Source organism: Mucilaginibacter sp. PPCGB 2223 (assembly GCF_001705515.1).
In the GTDB taxonomy this organism is placed as follows: domain Bacteria; phylum Bacteroidota; class Bacteroidia; order Sphingobacteriales; family Sphingobacteriaceae; genus Mucilaginibacter.
Window position 1 is genome coordinate 273,553 of sequence record NZ_MDJS01000002.1, and the last position, 20,374, is coordinate 293,926.

A 20,374-nucleotide genomic window follows, 5' to 3' on the forward strand; every position below is an offset into this window, starting at 1 on the left:
TTGGGTACTGCGCTTTTTTTGTTTTGGCCACGAGCATATTTCACAATGTGTTTTTGCATTATATTTGAGCAGCAAAACATCACCTATATGCCTGCAGCCGAACCTGTGATCGGAAAACCGGGGAAACATCCTGCCAAGACGGATGCGCGTACCCTTAACTATGTCAAATATCTTAAGGTGGATATGCCCGGGGTACCCGCCGCGTGCGACTGGACAGCCAAAAAGAAATCGCGCTGGGGAGCCATGAAAAATTTACACCTGCACGATTGTACCCTTGCCGCGGCAGGCCATATGATACAGTGCTGGACGCTGAATATAGGCGAGCCGGTGTTGCCTCCCGACTCGGTAATTGTAAAAGCATACTCGGCCTTAACAGGTTACGACCCTAAAACCGGTGCCAACGATAAAGGCGCCACCGCGCTCGATGCGCTAAAATACTGGCGCAAAAATGGCATTGGCGGCCACGAGATAACGGCTTTCGCAACAGTAAACCATCATACCAAAAAATATGTTACCGAAGCTATTTTTTTATTTGGCGGCATATATGTGGGTGTTCAATTGCCCGCAACCATCAAAGGACAAAAGGTTTGGGAACTATCGCCCGACGGGCCGGTTGGCGACGGCGCGCCTGGATCGTACGGCGGGCATGCAATTTGTGTACTGGCTTACGATGAAAAAGGCCTTACCTGCATTAGCTGGGGGAAAAAACGCAGAATGACCTGGGATTTTTGGTTCGCTTACGCCGAAGAAGCTTATGCCGTACTGTCGCACAGTTTCATAAAAAATAACAAAACACCGCAGGGTTTTGATCTCGATTCGCTGAAAGAGGACCTGATGAACATTACGCAGCAAAAAGTAAGATTGGCGGCACAATTATCGGGTGATGAGACAGGTGGGCACAACAGCAAAGATCTGATAGGCCAGGATGGGTCGAGAGGCGGATAAATTTTAAGAGATGAATAACGTTATTACTATTCTGCAAAGCGATTAAGTAGTAAATTGCAATCCCATGCAAGTCTCCTGTCTCCCAATGAAAAATAAAGTTTTTGTTTGTTTAACGGTGCTGTTGCTGATAACTGCTGCCGGTTTTGGCCAATCGTTCAAATTTGCATTCGTATCCGATACGCATATCGGTAACGCTACCGCTGCCGAAGACCTGCGCCGCACGGTAAAAGATATCAACAGCCAGCACGATCTGAAGTTCGTTGTCATCACCGGCGATATTACCGAGTTTGGCGCCTGCACCGAATTAAACCTGGCCAAACAACTTTTAGACAGCCTGCACATTAAATGGTACGTTATACCGGGTAACCACGATTCGAACTGGTCGGAAAGCGGGAGTAACGATTTTCGTAGAATATTTGGCGCTGAAACTTTTGCCTTTAACTACGGGGGCTACCTGTTCGCAGCTACAAGCTCCGGCCCGAACATGCGTATGGGGCCGGGCCAGGTACCGCGCGAAAATGTAGTATGGCTCGACTCTGTTTTAAAGTCGGCCAAACCCGGAACGCCAGTTATTTACCTTAACCACTATCCGCAGGATTCATCGCAAAACAACTGGTATACGGTGATGGATATGCTGAAAAAGAAAAATACGCAGCTCATTTTGTGTGGACATGGTCATAATAACCACAAGTATAACTTTGAAGGTATCCCCGGCATTATGGGCCGGTCGAACCTGAGGGCGAAAGATAGTGTTGGCGGTTATAACATCGTAACGTTTGATAACGGTAAAGTGATGGTGGAGGAGCGTAACCCCATAACTCAAAAAATGCGTAAATGGGCCGAGCTAAAACTATATGATCATCATTTTGACAGGGATACCGCGCGATATTACCGGCCATCGTATGCCATGAACGACAAATATGGCGCGCCAAAAGCAATTTGGACCTACCAGGACGACAGCGATATCGGTGCCGGGATGGCCATGAACGGCAGCAAGCTCGTACTGGCCGACACCAAAGGTTTGATCTTTGCTCTGAACAACGAAACAGGTAAGAGGCTGTGGGCTTATGCTACCGGCGGCAAAATATATTCGACCCCGGCCGTAAGCGGCGACAAAGTTGTGGTAGGATCGTCGGATCATGATGTTTACTGCCTTAATATTAATACCGGTAAATTGTTGTGGAAACAACAGGCTGCGGGGCCGGTACTGGGCTCGGCGGTGATTAGCAATAATATTGCTTATATCGGCGCTTCGGACGGGCACTTTCGTGCGATTGATATGAATACGGGTAAATTGGTTTGGGATTTTGACCGTGTAAAAGGATTTGTGGTTGACAAGCCGCTCATCTACAGGCACACGGTTTACTTTGGCGATTGGGCCAATGGCTTATACGCGTTGGATATGACCAGCGGCAAATTGATTTGGCAATGGAGTAACGGCTCATCAAACCGGATGTTCTCGGCTGCGGCCTGTTACCCGGTGGCGGCTGACGGCCGCTTATTTATTGTAGCGCCCGACCGATATATGACCGCTCTTGATGCTGCTGACGGCAAGGTTTTGTGGCGCAGGCTCGACCCAAAGATACGCGTGCGCGAATCGATGGGACTTTCCGCAGATAGCGCCCTGGTTTATGTGAAGACTATGGACGGACAGGTGCTTGGTGTATCGGTGAAAGCTGACTCGATGCATGTAGCCTGGAGAGCCGCCATACAATTACCTTATGAGCTTGACCCATCACCAATTATCGAGGATCATGGCGCAGTATATATCCCTACACATTCGGGGATCGTTCATGCGATTGAAGCCCAAACGGGTAAAATCTTGTGGGGATATAAAATTTCGAATAGTTTGGTTAACCCCGTACAGCCCGATGGCAATACGGTTTATGTGAGTACCATGGACGGCAAGATTTGCTGTTTGCGATACCGCGAAAAGAACGGGTAGTATTGAGCACCTGCTGAACAGAATCGACCTTCCTTTAAAAATCTGATTAAAAACACTTAATTTGTATTTAAGGTTATCTCTTATCCCGCAAAATGAGTAATGAACAACAAAATCAGGGTTCGATACGATTGGTAGACATTGCGAAAGCATTAGGCATGTCGGTATCAACTGTATCGCGTGCCCTGCAGGATAGCCACGAGGTAAGCAGCAAAACCAAAAAACTGGTTTTAGATTATGCAGCCGAAAACCATTATGTGCCAAACCCGATTGCCAAAGGCCTTAAAATGGGCAAAAGCAAAACCATAGGTGTTGTAGTATCGGCCATCAGCAATAACTTTTTCGGGCAGATCATCGACGGGATCGAAGCTGTCGCCTACGAGCAAGGTTATAATCTGGTGATCTGCCAAACGCTCGAATCGCCCGAGCGGGAATTGGTTTTCCTGCAAAACCTGTCGTCGTTCCTGGTAGAAGGACTGATCATCTCCATGTCGTCGCCATCGCAAAATATTGAATATTTAAAGCAGTTGCAGCAGCGGGGTACTACTATTGTGTTGTTAGATCGTACATCCGACGAGCTGGATACTTTTAAGGTGCGCTGCGATAATTTTACCGGTGCTTACAATGCAACCAAACATCTTATCGATTCGGGGTATACCAAAATTGCACACATTACCAGTTCGGAGAAACTTTCGGTAGCGATTGAAAGACGGGATGGCTACATTTCGGCTTTGCACGATAACGGTATACCCGTCCGCGACGAATACATTTGCTTTTGCCGCCAGAGCGGGCGCGACCCGCAGGAAGTGGCCGACAATATCCAGAAGCTGCTGAGCCTGCCCGACAGGCCGCAGGCCATCTTTGGCGCATCCGACAGGATAACGATGAAGAGTTTTGAGACGCTGAAAACACTCAACATCCGCATCCCCGAAGACATCGCTTTGATAGGCTTTACCAATACCGAGTTTACCAGGATATTCGATCCGTCGCTCACCATCATCAGGCAGCCGGCTTTCGATATGGGTAAAAAAGCAGTCGAGCTCATTATCGAAAGTTCACATTCGCCTTACCCGGTCACCGAGTTTACCACCCACGCCTATAATACCGAGTTGATTGTAGGTAACTCGACCAATAAACGCATCGGTTAACTATGTGGCGGGCAACAAGACATTTCAGCTTTACGCTTGCGTTGATCTTTTGCGCCATTGGCGCTATGGCGCAAAACCAACCATCGGGCAATCCCATTGTTCCGGGTTGGTATGCCGACCCTGAGGCACAGATATTTGGTAAAACCTATTGGGTATATCCCACCTATAGCGATAAATATAACAAACAGGTTTTTATGGATGGTTTTTCGTCGCCCGACCTGGTGCATTGGACGAAACATGAGCACGTGCTGGATACTTCAAACGTAAAATGGGTCAGACGTGCCTTATGGGCGCCTGCCGTTACTCATAAAGGGAATAAATACTACCTGTTCTTCGGTGCTAATGATATCCAGAATGATAATGCTGTTGGCGGCATTGGTGTGGCTGTAGCCGATAAGCCCCAAGGCCCGTTTAAAGATTATTTAGGAAGACCTTTGTTAGGCAAGATCATTAACGGGGCGCAGCCGATAGACCAGTTTGTATTTAAAGATACCGATGGACAGTATTATATGATCTACGGAGGCTGGGGGCATTGTAATATCACTAAACTTAAAAACGATTTTAACGGCTTTGAGCCTTTTAGTGATGGAACTACCTTTAAAGAGATTACGCCCGAAAGTTATGTGGAAGGCCCGGTGATGTTTAAGCGCAAAGGCAAATACTATTTTATGTGGAGCGAAGGCGGCTGGACGGGGCCAGATTACCGGGTTGCTTATGCCATAGGCGATACGCCATCCGGCCCGTTTAAACGCATCGGCGTTATTTTAAAGCAGGATCCGGCTATCGCTACCGGGGCAGGACATCACTCAGTGATCAATGTGCCGGGAACGGATGAGTGGTATATTGTTTACCACCGCCGGCCATTGGGCGAAACTGATGGCAACCACCGGGTAGTTTGCATTGATAAAATGAATTTTGATGCCGATGGCAACATTCAGCCGGTAAAGATCACCAACGAAGGAGTTATTGCGAGGGGGATTAAATAATTGGATATTTTTATATATTGGCAATACTGAAGCTGTATGTCATATCCTCGAGCAAATTGTCCGTTTCATTTTAAATCTGGTAGCTGTATAAAAGCATTTTTTTTTGTTATAACGTTAATATGTTATGGTCGCAGTTATGGCCAGGCACCAAGCATTAGTTATCAAACACCTAATACTTATACGGTTAATCAGGCCATTACGCCCCTAAATCCTGTAAATACAGGCGGGGTGGTGCCTGCAACAGGTTACAGGCAGGTAAGCACGGTTGCGGGCAGCAGAACAGCTTCTGTATTTCTGAATTTGACAGGTATTGCGGTTGATCCGCAGGGAAATTTGTACGTTGCTGTTTGGTATTACAACCAAATTGAAAAAGTAAGCCCGACCGGAACGGTAACTCTCCTGGCCGGGAGTATCAGTATGGCTCCGGGCACTGCCGATGGGCAGGGAACGGCAGCCCGTTTCAGCGAGCCGGACGGTTTGGTAATAGACGGTGCCGGTAACCTGTACGTGAGCGATCAGCAAACTAATCTCATCAGAAAAGTAACACCAGGCGGCCTGGTATCGACTATCGCTGGGAAGAATTCGGGTTTTATAAACGGAACGGGAGCAGCAGCAAGCTTTAATGCGCCGCGAGGGCTGGCTATTGATCCTGCCGGAAATCTTTATGTGGCCGACCAGGCAAATAACGCAATCAGAAAGATAACTCAAGCAGGGGTTGTTACCACTGTTGCAGGTAGCGGAGCAACTGGTTTTAACAACGGCACCGGTACATCGGCAACATTTAATACGCCAACAGGTGTAGGTATTGATAATGCCGGTAATTTATACATCGCCGATGCGGGGAATAACGCGATAAGGAAAATAACTCCGGCGGGGGGTGTTACTACTTTCGCCACAGGTTTTAGTTTTCCGCGCGAGGTTAGGGTTGATGACAGTGGAAACCTTTATGTAACAGATCAGCAGAGTTATACTATAAAGAAGGTTACCCCTACCGGTGTGGTTTCTGTTGTAGCGGGTAACGGGCAATCGGGCACAACCGACGGCTATGGGAATGTTGCTACGTTTGACTCTCCGATAGGGCTTGCCCTGGACGGGCTGGGCAACCTTTTTATTGCCGATAATGGCCTTGTAAGAAAAGTGGCAATAAACGGTTATACGATAAATAAAGCCCTGCCGGCCGGGCTGGTATTTGATACTGCCACCGGTATAATAAGTGGAACACCAACGGCGGTATCACCATCAACAACCTATACTGTTACTGCCTATAACAGCGGTGGCAGCAGCAGTACCAATATAAACATTGCGGTGACAGGCGCCCCTATTGTGTTAAATCCTCCCAACATCAGTTACACAACTCCTAATATATATACGCTCAATCAACCAATTGCAGCGTTAGCTCCTGTTAATACAGGTGGCGCGGTACCACCTAACATTTACGGGAAGGTTACTACAATAGCCGGTACAGGGATTGCCGGAAGCACGAATGGCAACGCAGCTACAGCGAGTTTTTACAACCCATATAACTCAGCTATAGATAATTCGGGTAATATTTATGTGAGTGATACCTATAATCATCTTATCCGAAAGATTACTTCTGCAGGAGTTGTGACCACTCTGGCAGGGAACGGCAGTATAGGATCATCCAATGGGACGGGGGCATCCGCAAGTTTTAATTATCCCGGTGGCATAGCACTTGATCCATCTGGAAATATCTTTGTCAGCGATCAGCAGAATCAATTAATCAGAGAAATTACCCCTTCCGGAGTTGTAACCACCTTTGCAGGAAACGGTATAGGTGCCCTTGTAAATGGCGCCGGAGCATCGGCAAGTTTTAATGGGCCTGAAGGACTGGCATTTGATGCCACTGGAAATTTGTATGTTGCTGACAGGATCAACAATGCTATCAGAAAAATTACTCCGGCAGGTGTAGTGACAACGTTTGCGGGAACCGGATCACAGGGTTCGGTAAACGGGCCGAGTACGTCGGCAACTTTTAATAGCGCATCAGGGGTTGCATTTGATGGCTTGGGAAATTTGTTTGTTGCAGACCGGAATAATCATTTAATCAGAAAAATAACACCAGCCGGGACTGTAACAACATTTGCGGGAAGTGGTTCGGTAGGATCGCAAAACGGCACAGGGATAGCGGCGAGTTTCAATATACCATTCGGGGTTGCTGCTGATGTATCGGGTAATGTATATGTTGCCGATGAATATAATCATTTGATTAGACGGATTACCAGCGCGGGCATAGTAACAACCCTTGCTGGCAGCGGGACGCCCGGTGCGGTAAACGCTATAGGAACATCGGCCAGCTTCAATTATCCAACCAGTGTAACCATTGACCGGGCCGGCTACTTGAATGTGGTAGATGCAGGTAACAACATGATCAGGAATATAGTGTTAACCGGTTATACCATCGACAAACCGCTACCGCCCGGTTTAAGTTTTGACGTGACCACCGGTATCATTACCGGAACGCCTACAGCAATATGGCCGCTTACAACTTATACGGTAACCGCTTACAATGCCGATGGCAGCAGCTCGACAACGGTTGATATACAGGTAGTTTTGCCTCCTGCCCCTAATATCAGTTATCAAACCCCTCAAAAGTATTTTGTTAATACAACTATTTCGCCGCTGGCTCCGACAAATAAAGGCGGTGCGGTACCTGCAACGATATATGGCTTAACAACTACCTTTGCCGGTACCGGGGCAAGGGGCTCGGCAAACGGCCCGGCATTATCGGCAACTTTCAACAGCCCTACCAGGCTTACCAAAGATGCCTCGGATAACTTTTATGTGGCCGACAGGGACAATAGCCTGATCAGAAAAATATCTTCGGCCGGTATGGTCACCACTTTTGCCTCGGGGTTTAACCTGCCTAATGGAGTTATTATCAGCCCCGACGGGAACCTCTATGTTGCTAATACAACGGCTAATCTTATCAATAAGGTAACACCATCGGGCGTTGTAACAGTATATGCCGGTTCCGGGTCGCAGGCTTTTGCCAATGGCACAGGTACCGCAGCAAGCTTTTACTATCCCTATGGTATTTCGTGCGATCTGTGGGGCAATTTATACGTGGCCGATAGTTTTAATCACCGTATCAGGAAAATTACTTCGGGCGCCGTTGTAACGACGTATGCCGGTAACGGGTCAGCTACCTGGGCCGACGGGGCTGCTGCAAACGCATCGTTTAATACGCCTAATATTATTTCGGCCGATGTTAATGGTACTTTATATGTATCCGATCCGGGTAATTTCCGGATCAGGAAGATCAGTACCTCCGGGCAGGTGAGCACCTATGCCGGTACAGGCGTTGCCGGCTCGGCCGACGGGCCTGCAGCAAGCGCTACTTTCGGAGCCACGGGTGGCGTGGCGGCAGATGGCATAGGAAATGTTTATGTTGCTGATTTAGGCAATAGCCTGATCAGGAAGATAGATCCAACAGGTGTTGTAAGCACGCTTGCGGGCAGTGGTATTGTGGGGTCAGTAAATGGTGTAGGCAAAGCGGCCAGTTTTAACCATCCGAATGATATCCAGGTGTATAATACCGGCTCGGTTTATGTAACTGATTATGGCAATAATCTCATCAGGCAGATTATTGTAACGGGCTATACTATTGATAAACCTTTGCCTCCGGGTTTAAGCTTTGACCCTACAACCGGTATCATTACCGGAACGCCTACTGCAGTTTGGCCGGCAACCGATTATACGGTTACCGCCTATAATATCGGGGGCAGCAGTCAAACCATTGTCAATATAGAGGTCGAACCCAGCTTGGTATTCCCGGCAATTACGGCCAAGACGATATGCTCCGCTGATTTCGATCCCGGTGCAACAAACAATGGCGGAAGCGCAATTACGTATACCAGCAGTAATATAGCTGTTGCCACCATTGTTAATAATAAAATACATATCATCGGCCCGGGCACGTCTGTTATTACGGCAAGTGATGGTTTTTCATCGCAGCAGCAAACATTAACGGTTGCTGTGCCTGTTTACCCAACGATCAGTATAACGGCCGACCATGTGAGTATCTGCGCCGGGACGCCGGTCACTTTTACTGCGGCAACTACCAACGGCGGCTCCGGTCCGTCCTACCAGTGGCAGATCAATGGCAGCAATGCAGGCACTAACAGCAGTACTTTTATTGCCAATGCCTTAACGTCGACAGACACTGTACAGTGTACCGTAACAAACAATGATATTTGCCCGGTCAGTACCACTTCAAATCAAATAACAGGTATTATAGTTAATCCTTATTTAACACCGGCTGTAACCATACAGTCATCTGCCACAACAAGCATTTGCCCCGGCACACCAGTTACTTTTACAGCAATGCCGGTAAACGTAGGTACGTCTCCTTCCTATCAATGGCAAGTTAACGGCTTAAATGTCGGTAGCAGCAGCACGGTATACAGTAGCAGCAATTTTACTAACGGCGATATCGTTAATTGCATCTTAACAGCCAGCGGTGGCTGCTTTGCCCCGGTAACAGCAACATCGAACAGCGATACCGTTGGTGTAATTGCACCTGCCAATCCCGGCCCATCGGTTACTATTAGCGCATCGGCAAATAATGTTTATGTGGGCACTTATATCACATTTACTGCCATCCCCGCCAATACCGGCTCTGTTGCAAGCTTTCAGTGGAAGGTTAACAATGTTGACCAGAACACTAACAGCAGTACTTTTACAACCAATAAACTAAAAAACAATGATGTTATCACCTGTACAATCACACTAAGTAACGGATGTGTGGCAACTGTTACCAGTTTGCCATTTACCGTAGTTTTGCTGCCTTTGCCACCTGTTATTATACCCAATACATTTACCCCCAACGGTGATAGTGTTAATGATACCTGGAGTATTGCAGCATTGGCCTATTATCCAGACTGCCAGGTAAATGTATACAACCGTTATGGCTCGCTTGTATATCAGTCCAAAGGTTATAGCGCAGCATGGGATGGCACCTATAAGGGTAAACTATTGCCGGTAGGCACCTATTATTACCTGATAGACCTCGGGACAAAAACGGATAAACTTAGCGGAGCAGTTTCGATTGTACGCTAACTTAGAAATATGCTGAAGCGCGGTAACACAAAAAATACCCATAAATACCGATGGGTTATCAGAGTGTCCCGTCCTGAAAAAAGTTGACTAAAAAAAGTCAACAAGATGAAGAATCAACTAGTTAGAGAGGCGGAAGGAGTCTCAAAGCGTTACAGTGTGGCGTTTAAAAAGCAGGTAGTTCAGGAATTGAACAAGGGATTGTTGAACCGTGTAGAACTTCGGGAGAAGTATGGTATAGGCGGTAAGTCGAGCATAACGCGATGGAGCGAACAATTTGGTAACTTGCATTATAAAGACAAAGCCCTTGTAGGCAGACCGATGAAGGATAAGTTAAGACAACGGATCAAAGAGCTGGAAAGGCAACTGGAAGACGAGAAGTTTAAAGTACTGGCGTATGAAACACTGATTGAAGTAATCAAAGAAGAAGACGGGATCGATCTGTTAAAAAAGGCGCCGCCAAATAATCAGTAAGCTTGCCCAAACCCGGCCACGCAAAGTGAGCCGCTGTTGTGCATTGTTTGGCCTGAGTAAACAGGCTTACTATAAACAGGTAAAGTGCAAAAATGAGAACGAGGCGGCCTGGAGACAACTGAAGCCGTTTGTGCTGAACTTACGGCGCAAGCTGCCACGGCTGGGCACCCGCAAGCTGCACTACCTGTTAAAAGAGCAAGGAGTTGCTATAGGCAGGGATGGCTTGTTTGAGTTGTTAAGGAAAGAAAATATGCTGGTGCCGACACGTAGAAAATACGTAAGAACAACCAATTCCAGTCACTGGATGCGTAAATACCCTAATTTGGTAAAGGATATTGAACTCAACCGGCCTGAACAGATTTGGGTGGCAGATATCACTTACCTGGATACAAAAGCAGAGGGTAATGTGTACCTGCATTTAATTACAGATGCCTATTCAAAGCAGATCGTGGGTTATGAACTGTGTGATAATATGACGGCAGAATCAACCCATAAAGCATTGAAAATGGCTTTAAACGAAAGACAATACAAAGACCAGGCACTGATCCATCATTCGGACAGAGGCTTGCAATATTGCAGCAAGCTTTACACGGAGTGCCTGATGGCAAACCATATCGCTATCAGCATGACGGAAAATGGCGACCCGTATGAAAATGCAGTTGCTGAAAGGGTCAATGGGATACTCAAGGATGAGTTTGGCTTAGCAGATCAGCTGAACGACATTAAAGAAGCAATGAAACAAGTAGAACAAAGCATATTCACTTATAATCATTACAGGCCGCATTTGAGTTGCAGTATGTTAACACCAATTCAAATGCATAAACAAAAGAAAATTAAAGTAAAATTGTATCACCAAAAATAGTCAACCTTTTTTAGGACTCGACAGAGTTATTTAGTTAATTAGCACACCGTTAACCCTTATTATTAATTGAATGAAAAACATCTACATTTATCTATGTCTCGCTGTACTTGTTTTGCTGGCATCTTGTTCGCCTAAAGGCAAATACTATAAAACCAATAAAGTTTATACTCACCAGGCGGATTCGTTCGCACGTATACTAAAATCGGAACAACCCGCTATGTTAACCGATTCGATGGGCATGAGCATCCCCTCTGAATGGGTAGGCACCGTAAACTTTGGTATCCGTAAACCTGCATATGTGATCATCCATTACACGGCGCAAAACTCGTTAGACGAGACGGAGCGCACCTTTACCTTAAAACGCACCGCAGTTAGTGCGCACTATGTGATCGGCCGTGATGGTAAAGTAGTGCACATGGTGAACGATTACCTGCGCGCCAATCAGGCAGGTATCGGCAAATGGGGCAGCGTGATTGATATGAACAGCTGCTCAATAGGCATCGAATTAGATAACAATGGGGAGGAGCCTTTTAGCGAACCATTGATCAACAGCTTGATCAGCCTGTTAACCAAACTAAAAAAAGCTTATAGCATACCTACCGCTAACTTTATCGGCCACGAAGATTTTGCACCAAAACGTAAACCCGACCCGGGACCGCTCTTCCCATGGAAAAGAATGGCCGAACATAGCTTTGGCTACTGGAGCGACGATGTGCTGGAGCTTGCTCCCGATAACTTCGACCCGGTTATTGCCTTGCGCCTGATCGGTTATGATACCAGCGATCTGAACAGTGCCATCGTAGCCTTTAAGCGCCATTTTGTACAAAGCGATATCAAAGGTAAATGGACGCAGCTTGACCTGAACATCCTGTACAACGTTTATCAGAAGTATTAGCATAAGCTTTTATTTAAGGCGTTTTTGTATATTTAGGCACCTAAACTTTACACTATGCGCCTGGTTAAACCGCTGCTGTTAGCGATAACGCTCTGCTATTGTTCTTTCGCGAAAGCACAAAACGATGATAAACTTTCGTACGATTTTTCGTTCGGAAAAACTGCCGCCAGCAAAGGCGGCGGTACGTTTATCGGTAACAGTATCAAAATGACTTTCCCGATAGGGAAAGGTTTTAGCCTTGGGCCTGAGTTAGGCCTGATGAATGTAAACGATACCCATTCGCTGCTGGATAGCGCGTCGTACAAAACCATTGGGCTGTCGTTGGGCTACCATACCAAACTCGGCGAAAAAACCATCATGGTTATTCATGTTGAGCCATTGCTGGCATCGGATTTTAACGATATTTCGGGCGAAGACCTGCGCTTTAAATCGGAAGTGTTGTTCCTGTCGCCAACCAGCAGAAAGTTTGCCTTAGGGTTTGGCCTGGGTTACCAGTACCAGTTTAGCGGCAGTCAGCTATTGCCGATCGTGACCATGATCTGGCACATCAGCGATAACATTACCCTGAGCGGGCCACTGCCTTTGGTACCCCGGCTGGATTTTAAGCTGAACGATAAATGGACGCTTGGCGGCGGCTTTAAAGGCGACTTTGGGTCGTACAGGCTTAGCGCCACTAAATTTAACAGCCGATACGTGCAATACCGCAGCTCAAACTTTGGTATCACTACCCAATACATGCCTGATAACAAACTTACATTAGGTGGTTTTTTAGGCATAGGCAGCCGCAAGCTGGATATTTATCAGAAGGACCAGACCGTGCCCCTGCGTATTTACGGCTGGAACATAGGCGGCGGTAGTTATACACCCTACTTTACACAAAAGTACAGTGGCCTGGCCCTCAACCTGAGTTTGGCCTGCAAATTATAGCGATAACCGCCCCTGGTAATAATCTAATATCTTGGTGCGGATGAGGTAATCGTACCGGCTGCTGATGAGGCTTGTTTTTGCCCTGTCGAGATTGCCTTTTACAATCAGGAAATCGACAGAGGTCAATACTCCCGCATTGAACCTGATCTCGGCCACCCGGAACGATTCGGCAAAAGCATCTACCTGCTCGATCAGCAGTTTATAACGATCGTAAGCGGCAGACATGTTCACGTAAGCCTGATCGATGTTTTCGCGAAGTTGAATACGTGTGTTTTGCTCAATATATTGCGTGTTCAACAGATCGAGCTTGGCTAATTTGATCTTATTTCGGTTTTGAAAATAGTTTAGGATAGGCACGTTGATACCCACGCCCAACGACGTACCGTAATTGTTTTGCAGCTGATTGACATAACCCACGCTGGTACCGCCGCTTGCCGAACTCGAGTAATTGGTACCTAAATTACCTCCCAGCGAAATGGATGGTATCAAGGCACCTTTAGCTATCTGTACACTTTTTTCGGCACTTTGTCGGCGCAGTTCGGCAGCTTTTACATAAGCGAGGTCGGTAAGTGCTTTGTTGTAGATCTGGTCGGCGGTTTCGTTATATTGCACTGGTAGCTGATCGGCCAGCTGACGTTGTATCCTTACGTTTTTGTTATAGGGCACGTTCATCAGTTGCAGCAGGGTTAGCCTGGCAATATCGAGCGTACTTTTGGCATTCACCACATTTAGTTTATCGGCAGCAGCCTGGCCTTTCAGATCGTAATAAGCAGATGGCAGCACGGCACCGTCTTTGTTCAATACCGCCTGGCGTTCTTCCTGCTTTTGCGATACCACGGATTGTGTGTTAGCCTGGGTAAGCTGGTCTTCGGCGTTAAGTACCTGCAGGTACGAAGTAATAACGTTGAGGGTAAGGTTATCCTTAGCCTGCTGAAAATCCATTTTACCGGCCTGGTATGCCAGCGATGTTTGCTTTACTGCGTTTTGCAGGGTTAGCCCGCTTGATAGGGTAAGGCTGCTGTTCAAGGCATACGTTGCAGAAGTAAACTGCGTGCTTACATACTGGTTGGTTGAGGGGTTGAGGCTGCGGCCATCGCTGATGCTATGGTCAACTGAGCCGTTAAAACTGGGCAGCATGTTTTCGCGGGCCTGCTGGTAACTGATGCGGTTGCGCTCCATCTGTATCTCGCTTTGCTTAACTACCAGGTTGTTTTTGATGGCGATATCCAGGCATTGCTGCAGGGTTAAAGTGGTATCGGGTGCCTGGGCAAAGGCCATGTTAATGCTTATCGCGATAAAAAACAGAGAGAATATATATTGCAGATATTTCATGTTTGTAAAACTCAGATATTGCGCGATGAGTCGATCTTACCATCGAGCAGGTTGATGATGCGCGAGCCAAACTCGGCGTTCTTTTCGGAGTGGGTAACCTGAATGATGGTTACGCCATCCTCTTTGTTGAGCTTGCGGAAGAGCTCCATAATATCCTCGCCCTGTTTGGAGTTGAGGTTACCGGTAGGCTCATCGGCCAGTAATAATTTAGGTTTGGTGATCAATGCGCGTGCTATGCCAACCAATTGCTGTTGCCCGCCCGAAAGCTGTGCCGGGAAAAGGTCTTTTTTACCGACGATCTGGAAGCGATCAAGGATATCCGCAACAAGCGCCTTACGTTCGCTGCTTTTTACATCCTGGTAAATGAGCGGGGTTTCGATGTTTTCGTAAACGGTGAGCTCGTCTATCAGGTGATAGGCCTGGAAAACAAAACCAATATTGCTTTTATACAAAGCCGAGCGTTGTTTTTCTTTGAGATTATGTATGGCTTCTCCCAAAAAGTAATGATAACCTTCGGATGGCTCATCCAGCAAACCGATGATGTTGAGCAGGGTTGATTTGCCCGAACCCGACGGGCCCATGATGGAGATAAATTCGCCGGCATCAACATCCAGATCGATTTTGTTGAGCACAAAAGTTTTGTTACCGCCTACATTGTAGTGCTTTGAAATATTTTTGAGTGATAGCATTTTATTGGTTCATTAGTTTATTAAGTTCATTTGTTGATTAGGTTCATGGTCGATCTATAAACCATGGTACTTGCATTTTATTATTCCCGTTTTCCCACTCACTGTTCGCCATTCACTACTCACCAAATCATTCGTTCCTTAAACTGGTAACCGGGTTGGCCAAAGCCGCCCTGATGGACTGAAAGCTGATGGTAGCAAAAGCGATCAGCACGGCCATACATCCGGCGGCAGCCAAAACCCACCATTGGATGTTGGTACGATAGGCAAAATCCTGCAACCACCGGTTCATAGCGTACCAGGCCAGCGGCGATGCAATAATGATAGCGATAAACACCAGCCTGATAAAATCCATCGATAACATATTGACTATGGTTGATACGCTTGCACCTAATACTTTACGGATGCCGATCTCTTTGGTACGTTGCTCTGCGGCGTAAGCAGCCAGGCCAAACAGGCCAAGGCAGGCTATCAAAATAGCCAATGTGCTGAAGGATATAAACAGTGTACCAATGCGTTGCTCGGCGCGGTAGGTGGCATCAAAATCCTCATCCATAAACGAGTAGCTGAACTGCTGGTTGGGTGAGAAGTTTTTCCACTTGTTTTCTATCTGCGCTATTAATCCCGATAGGTTGGCTGTACTAACCCGGGCAGTTACAGAACCACGATCTTCGTTATAAACCAGGGCAACAGGTTTTATCTGGTCGCGTAAGGAGCTGAAGTTAAAATCCTTCATCACACCAACAATATGAAAGGCCTGCAGGCCGAAGCTAAAGCGGTACACGGTTTTGTTAAGCGGATCTTTAAAACCAAAGCGTTTTACAAAGGCTTCGTTCACGATCAGTCCCGATGAGTCTGACGCCATTCGTGGTGAGAAATTACGCCCCGCGATGAGCTTAATGCCTAAGGTATTGATATAATCCTCGTCGACCGGCCAAAAATCGGATAAAACATCTTGTTTGATATCGATCGGTAAAGCCGGAAATAAACCCGTTACATTGCGGTCTTCGCCGGTTGGCAGATAGGTGCTCATGGTGGCGCTAAGCACACCGGACATTTGCTTAATTTCCTGCTTTAATATCTTAGCCTGGTTGCCCAATACCGCTGTGTTTTTAATTATCAGTACCTGGTCGCGGTTAAAACCGAGGTTTTTGTTATGGATAAACTTTAATTGATTATAAATAACCAGTGTGCCGATGATGAGGAAGATAGAAATGGAAAACTGGAAAACCACCAAAAAGCTGCGCAGAAAACTGCCCCTAAAGCCAGTAGATAGTTTGCCTTTCAATACTTCGATAGGTTGAAAAGCCGACAGGAAAAACGCCGGGTACGATCCTGCAAGGAAACCGATAACTACGACGATAAGCAACAATGATGGTATTAACCACAGCATCGAACTTAAAGTAAAAGCCAGGTGTTTTACTGCCAGTTGGTTGAAGAAAGGCATAAGCAACCAGGCCAACAGTACAGCGATAACGGTTGAAACCAATGTCACCAAAACCGACTCGGTGAGGAACTGGAGGATGAGATATTTGCGTGCCGAACCTAATACCTTGCGTACACCAACCTCGCGCGCGCGGTTTGAGGAGCGCGCTGTGGCCAGGTTCATAAAGTTAACGCAGGCTATCAGCAATATAAATATGGCAATTACCGAAAATATGTATACGTATTGGATGCTCCCTTTCTCCATCAACTCGTATTGGGCAATGGAGTGCAGGTGGATATCCAGCAACGGTGTTAAAGTATAGGTCAAATAATTACCGTTGGTATGCATTGATTCGGGATAGTGTTTATAAGCAATGGCCTGCATTTCGCTTTCCAGCTTTTTAATATTGGCTCCCGGTTTAAGCATTACGTAGTTGTGTACCCCGCCGTACCCCCAGCCGCCACGTGTAGATTCAGGGATGGACGAGTACGATAAAAAGAAATCATAATTAAAATGCGACTGTGTAGGTACATCTTTAATAACAGCGGTTATTTTGTAAAAGCTGGTATCGTTAATGGTAAGGGTTTTACCGACAACATCGTTCGTGTTAAAATACTTTTGGGCGGTGCTTTGGGTAATTACTGCGGTGTGTGGCTCATCCAGTGCGGGCTTTCCGCCAATGGCGGGTAAAGTAAAAATGTCGAATATGCGCGAGTCGGTATAAACGATGTTCTTTTCCTGGATGTCGTTATTCCCTTTTTTGATGCGGAACTTTTGGGCGGAAAGGAACAGCGTATTCACCGGGATGAACCTTGCCTGTTTTTCAAATTCCGGCAAATCTTTAGTGGCGTAAAGCAATGGCTTTTCCGATCCGGCGAACACCTGTTCGTTGCCATTTAACCGTGCGGTTTCAGTTATGCGATAGATGCTGTCGGCTTTGGTGTTGTAACGATCGTAACTTAGCTCATCAACCACATAAAAAACAATGAGCAGGCAGGTAGCCAACCCAACCGATAGCCCCAAAACATTAATAGCCGTAAAGCCTTTGTTTTTTTTAAGGCTGCGATACGCCGTTTTAAAATAGTTTCTGATCATAACCGTGGTTATTTAGTTATTGTGTTAATTGATCATGATATTTTATTGAACTTGTTCCATTCACTGCTCACTACTCTCCGTTCACCAAATCATTCATTCTTCAAACTATCCACCGGGTTGGCTACCGCCGCCCTGATGGTTTGAAAGCTTAACGTTACCAATGCTATCAGCACCATTAAAACCCCGCTCAGCGCGAATATCCACCAGTTTATTGTGGTACGATAGGCGAAGTTTTGCAACCAATTATTCATGGTGTACCACGCTACCGGCGAAGCAACGATAAAAGATATCAATACCAGCTTTACAAAGTCTGTCGATAGTATCGCAACCAAATGCGTAACCGAAGCGCCCAGGACCTTACGAATGCCGATCTCTTTGGTACGCAGGCTGGTGGTGTAAATAACCAGTCCCAGTAAACCAAGGCAGCTGATAAATATGGCCAGCCCGGTAGCCCAGATTAACAAGCTCGATATGTGTTGTTCTTTTTCGTAAAACTTAGCAATGGCCTGATCGTAAAACTCATACTCAAAATCGTCCTCGGGGTAAATATCCTTATACGCTTTACTTATTTTGCCGATGGTAGTTTTCCAGGCTGTGCCGTCATTGTTTTCGGGGCCTAAAGCTACATGCAGTTCATAACTATTGCTGCTTGCGCCTGTAAATATCAGCGGCCGTATCGCAGCATGTAACGATTCCTGGTTAAAATCGCGCATTACACCAATTACCGGGAGCTTTACGCCGCTCCAGTCGAGCGTTTTACCGACTGCATCTGCGGCATTTTTAAAGCCGATCATATGCGCGTAGGTTTCGTTCACAATAGCTTCTTTAACGGTATCACTTTCGTGCGTGTTATTGCCTGCCAGCAGTTTAATGTGGTACAATTTCAGGTAGTTCGTATCGCCATATTTAAACTGCACGTCCAGTTGTATGTCCTTCTTTCCGTCTTTGTAGTTAACCTGCCCGGAGTTTGTGCCGTTAGTAGCCGGGGTATTGCCACCGAGGCTAACCATTTCGATGCCGGGAATATTTTTTAACCTGTTCAATAACACGATTCGGTTGTTGGCTTGCTTGCTAAAAAACGGCGTGCTAAAACTAATGATGGCATCTTTTTTAAAGCCAAGATCTTTGTTGAGCGAATAATGTATCTGCTTGGCTACCAAAAACGTGCCCATTATAAAAAACTGGGCAATTAAAAACTGGAATACCGTTAACGATTTACGGATCCATACGCGGCGGGTTTGGCCGGTGTTGGCATACGCCTGATTTTTGAGCACCAGTACCGGGTTGTAGCGGGATAATATCCACGATGGGTAAAAGCCGGATAACACACTAACTGTGATAACCAGTAAGATCATAAACGCGACGAGATCGGGCTGATGCAGCAAACTAAAATGCAGATCTTTGGGTATAAAGCCCGAAAATATATTAAACAGCACCGGTGCCAGTATCACCGATAAAATAGTGGCCAGCAGGGTTATCAAAAATGTTTCGCTTAAAAACTGGATAATGAGCTGTGTTTTGGTGCTGCCCATCGTTTTACGGATCCCGATTTCTTTGGCCCTTTGCGAGGCATGCGCGGTTGACAGGTTAATAAAGTTAATACTGCCTAATAGCAGTAAGAATGCGGCAACGGTGAGTAAGCCGTACAAAGTGCCTTTGCTGGCAAGCCGCCCATTATAGTTGCGATAATTACTGTTAAAGTGCAAATCGCTTAACGGTTGCAGCATAAAGGCCGATTCAAAACCCTTATGCTTTTTTACATATTTGGTGTTGAGTACACGCAGTTGTTGTTCAATTTGCCCGGGTGTTGTGCCCGGGTTTAGTTTAACATACAATTGCGATGAGCCATTCGTCATTCCCCAGTTATCCCAGCTGTAATTCTTTTTTAACCCCGTGGCTGGGATGGTTGAAAGCGATATAAAATCGTGAAAAGTAAAGTCGCTGTTATGGCTCAGCGTTTTTACTACACCGGTTACCGTAGTAGCTATGCTATCGTATATCACCTGGCGGCCCACAACCTGGTCGGCACGCAGATCGGGGAAATACAGTTTTGCGATCTTATCTGTTAAAACCACTTTTAGCGGATCATTCAGCGCCGAATTTGCCGACCCGGCTATCCATTCGTATGGTATCAGTTTAAAATAGTTGGCATCGGCAAAAATTAGATTATCCTGGTTTTTTAAAATCAAGGGCTGTTTGGTATTTCCGGGGATGATCACTTTGGTTTCGGAGTTATGCTGATGGAAAGCGGCAACCACGTGGATACCGCTCAACTCGTTACGTACGGCCTCACCAACCGGGGCGGGTACACCGCTATTATGATAAGGATTGCCCGAAAACTTCATGTCAGATACTACCCGGTATATCCGGTCATTATCCTTTTCAAATTTATCGAAGGTAAAATCGTAATTTACAATAAGGTATATGACGAGGGACGCGCTTATGCCTATCGCCAAACCCAATATATTGATCAGCGTGAATACCTTGAATCGCATCAGGCTGCGCCAGGCAGTTTTAAAGTAGTTTTTCAGCATACCGATTCTAAATTTAATCAAACGGGCTACAATAATATACCAAATA

12 protein-coding genes are annotated in these 20,374 nt (G+C 46.3%); 8 read left to right on the top strand and 4 right to left on the bottom strand.

Going from position 1 to position 20,374, the window contains the following annotated elements; all coding sequences use genetic code 11:
* Positions 1-45: 45 nt before the first annotated feature.
* The 8 genes from BEL04_RS11835 to BEL04_RS11875 all read left to right on the top strand — a co-directional run bounded on the left by BEL04_RS11835 (position 46) and on the right by BEL04_RS11875 (position 13,255).
* Positions 46-945, top strand: coding sequence for a hypothetical protein (locus BEL04_RS11835; protein ID WP_066004023.1), 900 nt, complete (start codon positions 46-48; stop codon positions 943-945).
* Between the two features lie 85 nt (positions 946-1,030).
* Positions 1,031-2,890, top strand: a complete 1,860-nt coding sequence (locus BEL04_RS11840; protein WP_066004025.1) for a PQQ-binding-like beta-propeller repeat protein — start codon at positions 1,031-1,033, stop codon at positions 2,888-2,890.
* Between the two features lie 92 nt (positions 2,891-2,982).
* On the top strand, positions 2,983-4,035 hold the full coding sequence (locus BEL04_RS11845) for a LacI family DNA-binding transcriptional regulator (RefSeq protein ID WP_066004028.1): 1,053 nt from the start codon (positions 2,983-2,985) through the stop codon (positions 4,033-4,035).
* 2 nt (positions 4,036-4,037) lie between these two features.
* Entirely contained in the window at positions 4,038-5,021 is a 984-nt protein-coding gene (locus BEL04_RS11850) for a glycoside hydrolase family 43 protein (protein ID WP_066004029.1), read from the top strand.
* Between the two features lie 231 nt (positions 5,022-5,252).
* Positions 5,253-10,100 (top strand): gliding motility-associated C-terminal domain-containing protein, encoded by a 4,848-nt coding sequence (locus BEL04_RS11855; RefSeq protein WP_175404068.1) that lies wholly within the window; start codon positions 5,253-5,255, stop codon positions 10,098-10,100.
* 105 nt (positions 10,101-10,205) lie between these two features.
* Positions 10,206-11,433, top strand: a protein-coding gene (locus BEL04_RS11865) for an IS3 family transposase (RefSeq protein WP_371327587.1) whose coding sequence is annotated in 2 segments (ribosomal slippage) — positions 10,206-10,555 and positions 10,554-11,433 — 1,230 coding nt in all. Because the reading frame shifts where the segments join, the coding sequence is not laid out codon by codon here.
* A 70-nt stretch (positions 11,434-11,503) separates the two neighbouring features.
* Entirely contained in the window at positions 11,504-12,328 is an 825-nt protein-coding gene (locus BEL04_RS11870; protein ID WP_066004035.1) for an N-acetylmuramoyl-L-alanine amidase, read from the top strand.
* Between the two features lie 54 nt (positions 12,329-12,382).
* Positions 12,383-13,255 carry a DUF6268 family outer membrane beta-barrel protein gene (locus tag BEL04_RS11875; RefSeq protein WP_066004036.1) on the top strand — a complete coding sequence of 291 codons (873 nt, stop codon included), beginning with the start codon at positions 12,383-12,385 and terminating at the stop codon, positions 13,253-13,255.
* Here the strand turns inward: BEL04_RS11875 and BEL04_RS11880 are convergent.
* The 4 genes from BEL04_RS11880 to BEL04_RS11895 form a co-directional block, all read right to left on the bottom strand.
* Positions 13,250-14,587, bottom strand: coding sequence for a TolC family protein (locus BEL04_RS11880; RefSeq protein ID WP_066004039.1), 1,338 nt, complete (start codon positions 14,585-14,587; stop codon positions 13,250-13,252). The two genes, BEL04_RS11875 and BEL04_RS11880, sit on opposite strands and share 6 nt — an antisense overlap.
* Before the next feature lie 11 nt (positions 14,588-14,598).
* Positions 14,599-15,276 carry an ABC transporter ATP-binding protein gene (locus BEL04_RS11885; RefSeq protein WP_066004040.1) on the bottom strand — a complete coding sequence of 226 codons (678 nt, stop codon included), beginning with the start codon at positions 15,274-15,276 and terminating at the stop codon, positions 14,599-14,601.
* 127 nt (positions 15,277-15,403) lie between these two features.
* Positions 15,404-17,794 carry an ABC transporter permease gene (locus BEL04_RS11890; RefSeq protein ID WP_066004044.1) on the bottom strand — a complete coding sequence of 797 codons (2,391 nt, stop codon included), beginning with the start codon at positions 17,792-17,794 and terminating at the stop codon, positions 15,404-15,406.
* Between the two features lie 89 nt (positions 17,795-17,883).
* A complete protein-coding gene (locus tag BEL04_RS11895; protein ID WP_066004045.1) occupies positions 17,884-20,328 on the bottom strand; it encodes an ABC transporter permease in 2,445 nt (814 codons plus the stop codon).
* Positions 20,329-20,374 lie beyond the last annotated feature (46 nt).

Bases quoted from the DNA above. Each gene is read 5' to 3' on its own strand.
- BEL04_RS11835 (WP_066004023.1), top strand. From the start codon at position 46: ATGTGTTTTTGCATTATATTTGAGCAGCAAAACATCACCTATATGCCT.
- BEL04_RS11840 (WP_066004025.1), top strand. From the start codon at position 1,031: ATGAAAAATAAAGTTTTTGTTTGTTTAACGGTGCTGTTGCTGATAACT.
- BEL04_RS11845 (WP_066004028.1), top strand. From the start codon at position 2,983: ATGAGTAATGAACAACAAAATCAGGGTTCGATACGATTGGTAGACATT.
- BEL04_RS11850 (WP_066004029.1), top strand. From the start codon at position 4,038: ATGTGGCGGGCAACAAGACATTTCAGCTTTACGCTTGCGTTGATCTTT.
- BEL04_RS11870 (WP_066004035.1), top strand. From the start codon at position 11,504: ATGAAAAACATCTACATTTATCTATGTCTCGCTGTACTTGTTTTGCTG.
- BEL04_RS11875 (WP_066004036.1), top strand. From the start codon at position 12,383: ATGCGCCTGGTTAAACCGCTGCTGTTAGCGATAACGCTCTGCTATTGT.
- BEL04_RS11880 (WP_066004039.1), bottom strand. From the start codon at position 14,587: ATGAAATATCTGCAATATATATTCTCTCTGTTTTTTATCGCGATAAGC.
- BEL04_RS11885 (WP_066004040.1), bottom strand. From the start codon at position 15,276: ATGCTATCACTCAAAAATATTTCAAAGCACTACAATGTAGGCGGTAAC.
- BEL04_RS11890 (WP_066004044.1), bottom strand. From the start codon at position 17,794: ATGATCAGAAACTATTTTAAAACGGCGTATCGCAGCCTTAAAAAAAAC.
- BEL04_RS11895 (WP_066004045.1), bottom strand. From the start codon at position 20,328: ATGCTGAAAAACTACTTTAAAACTGCCTGGCGCAGCCTGATGCGATTC.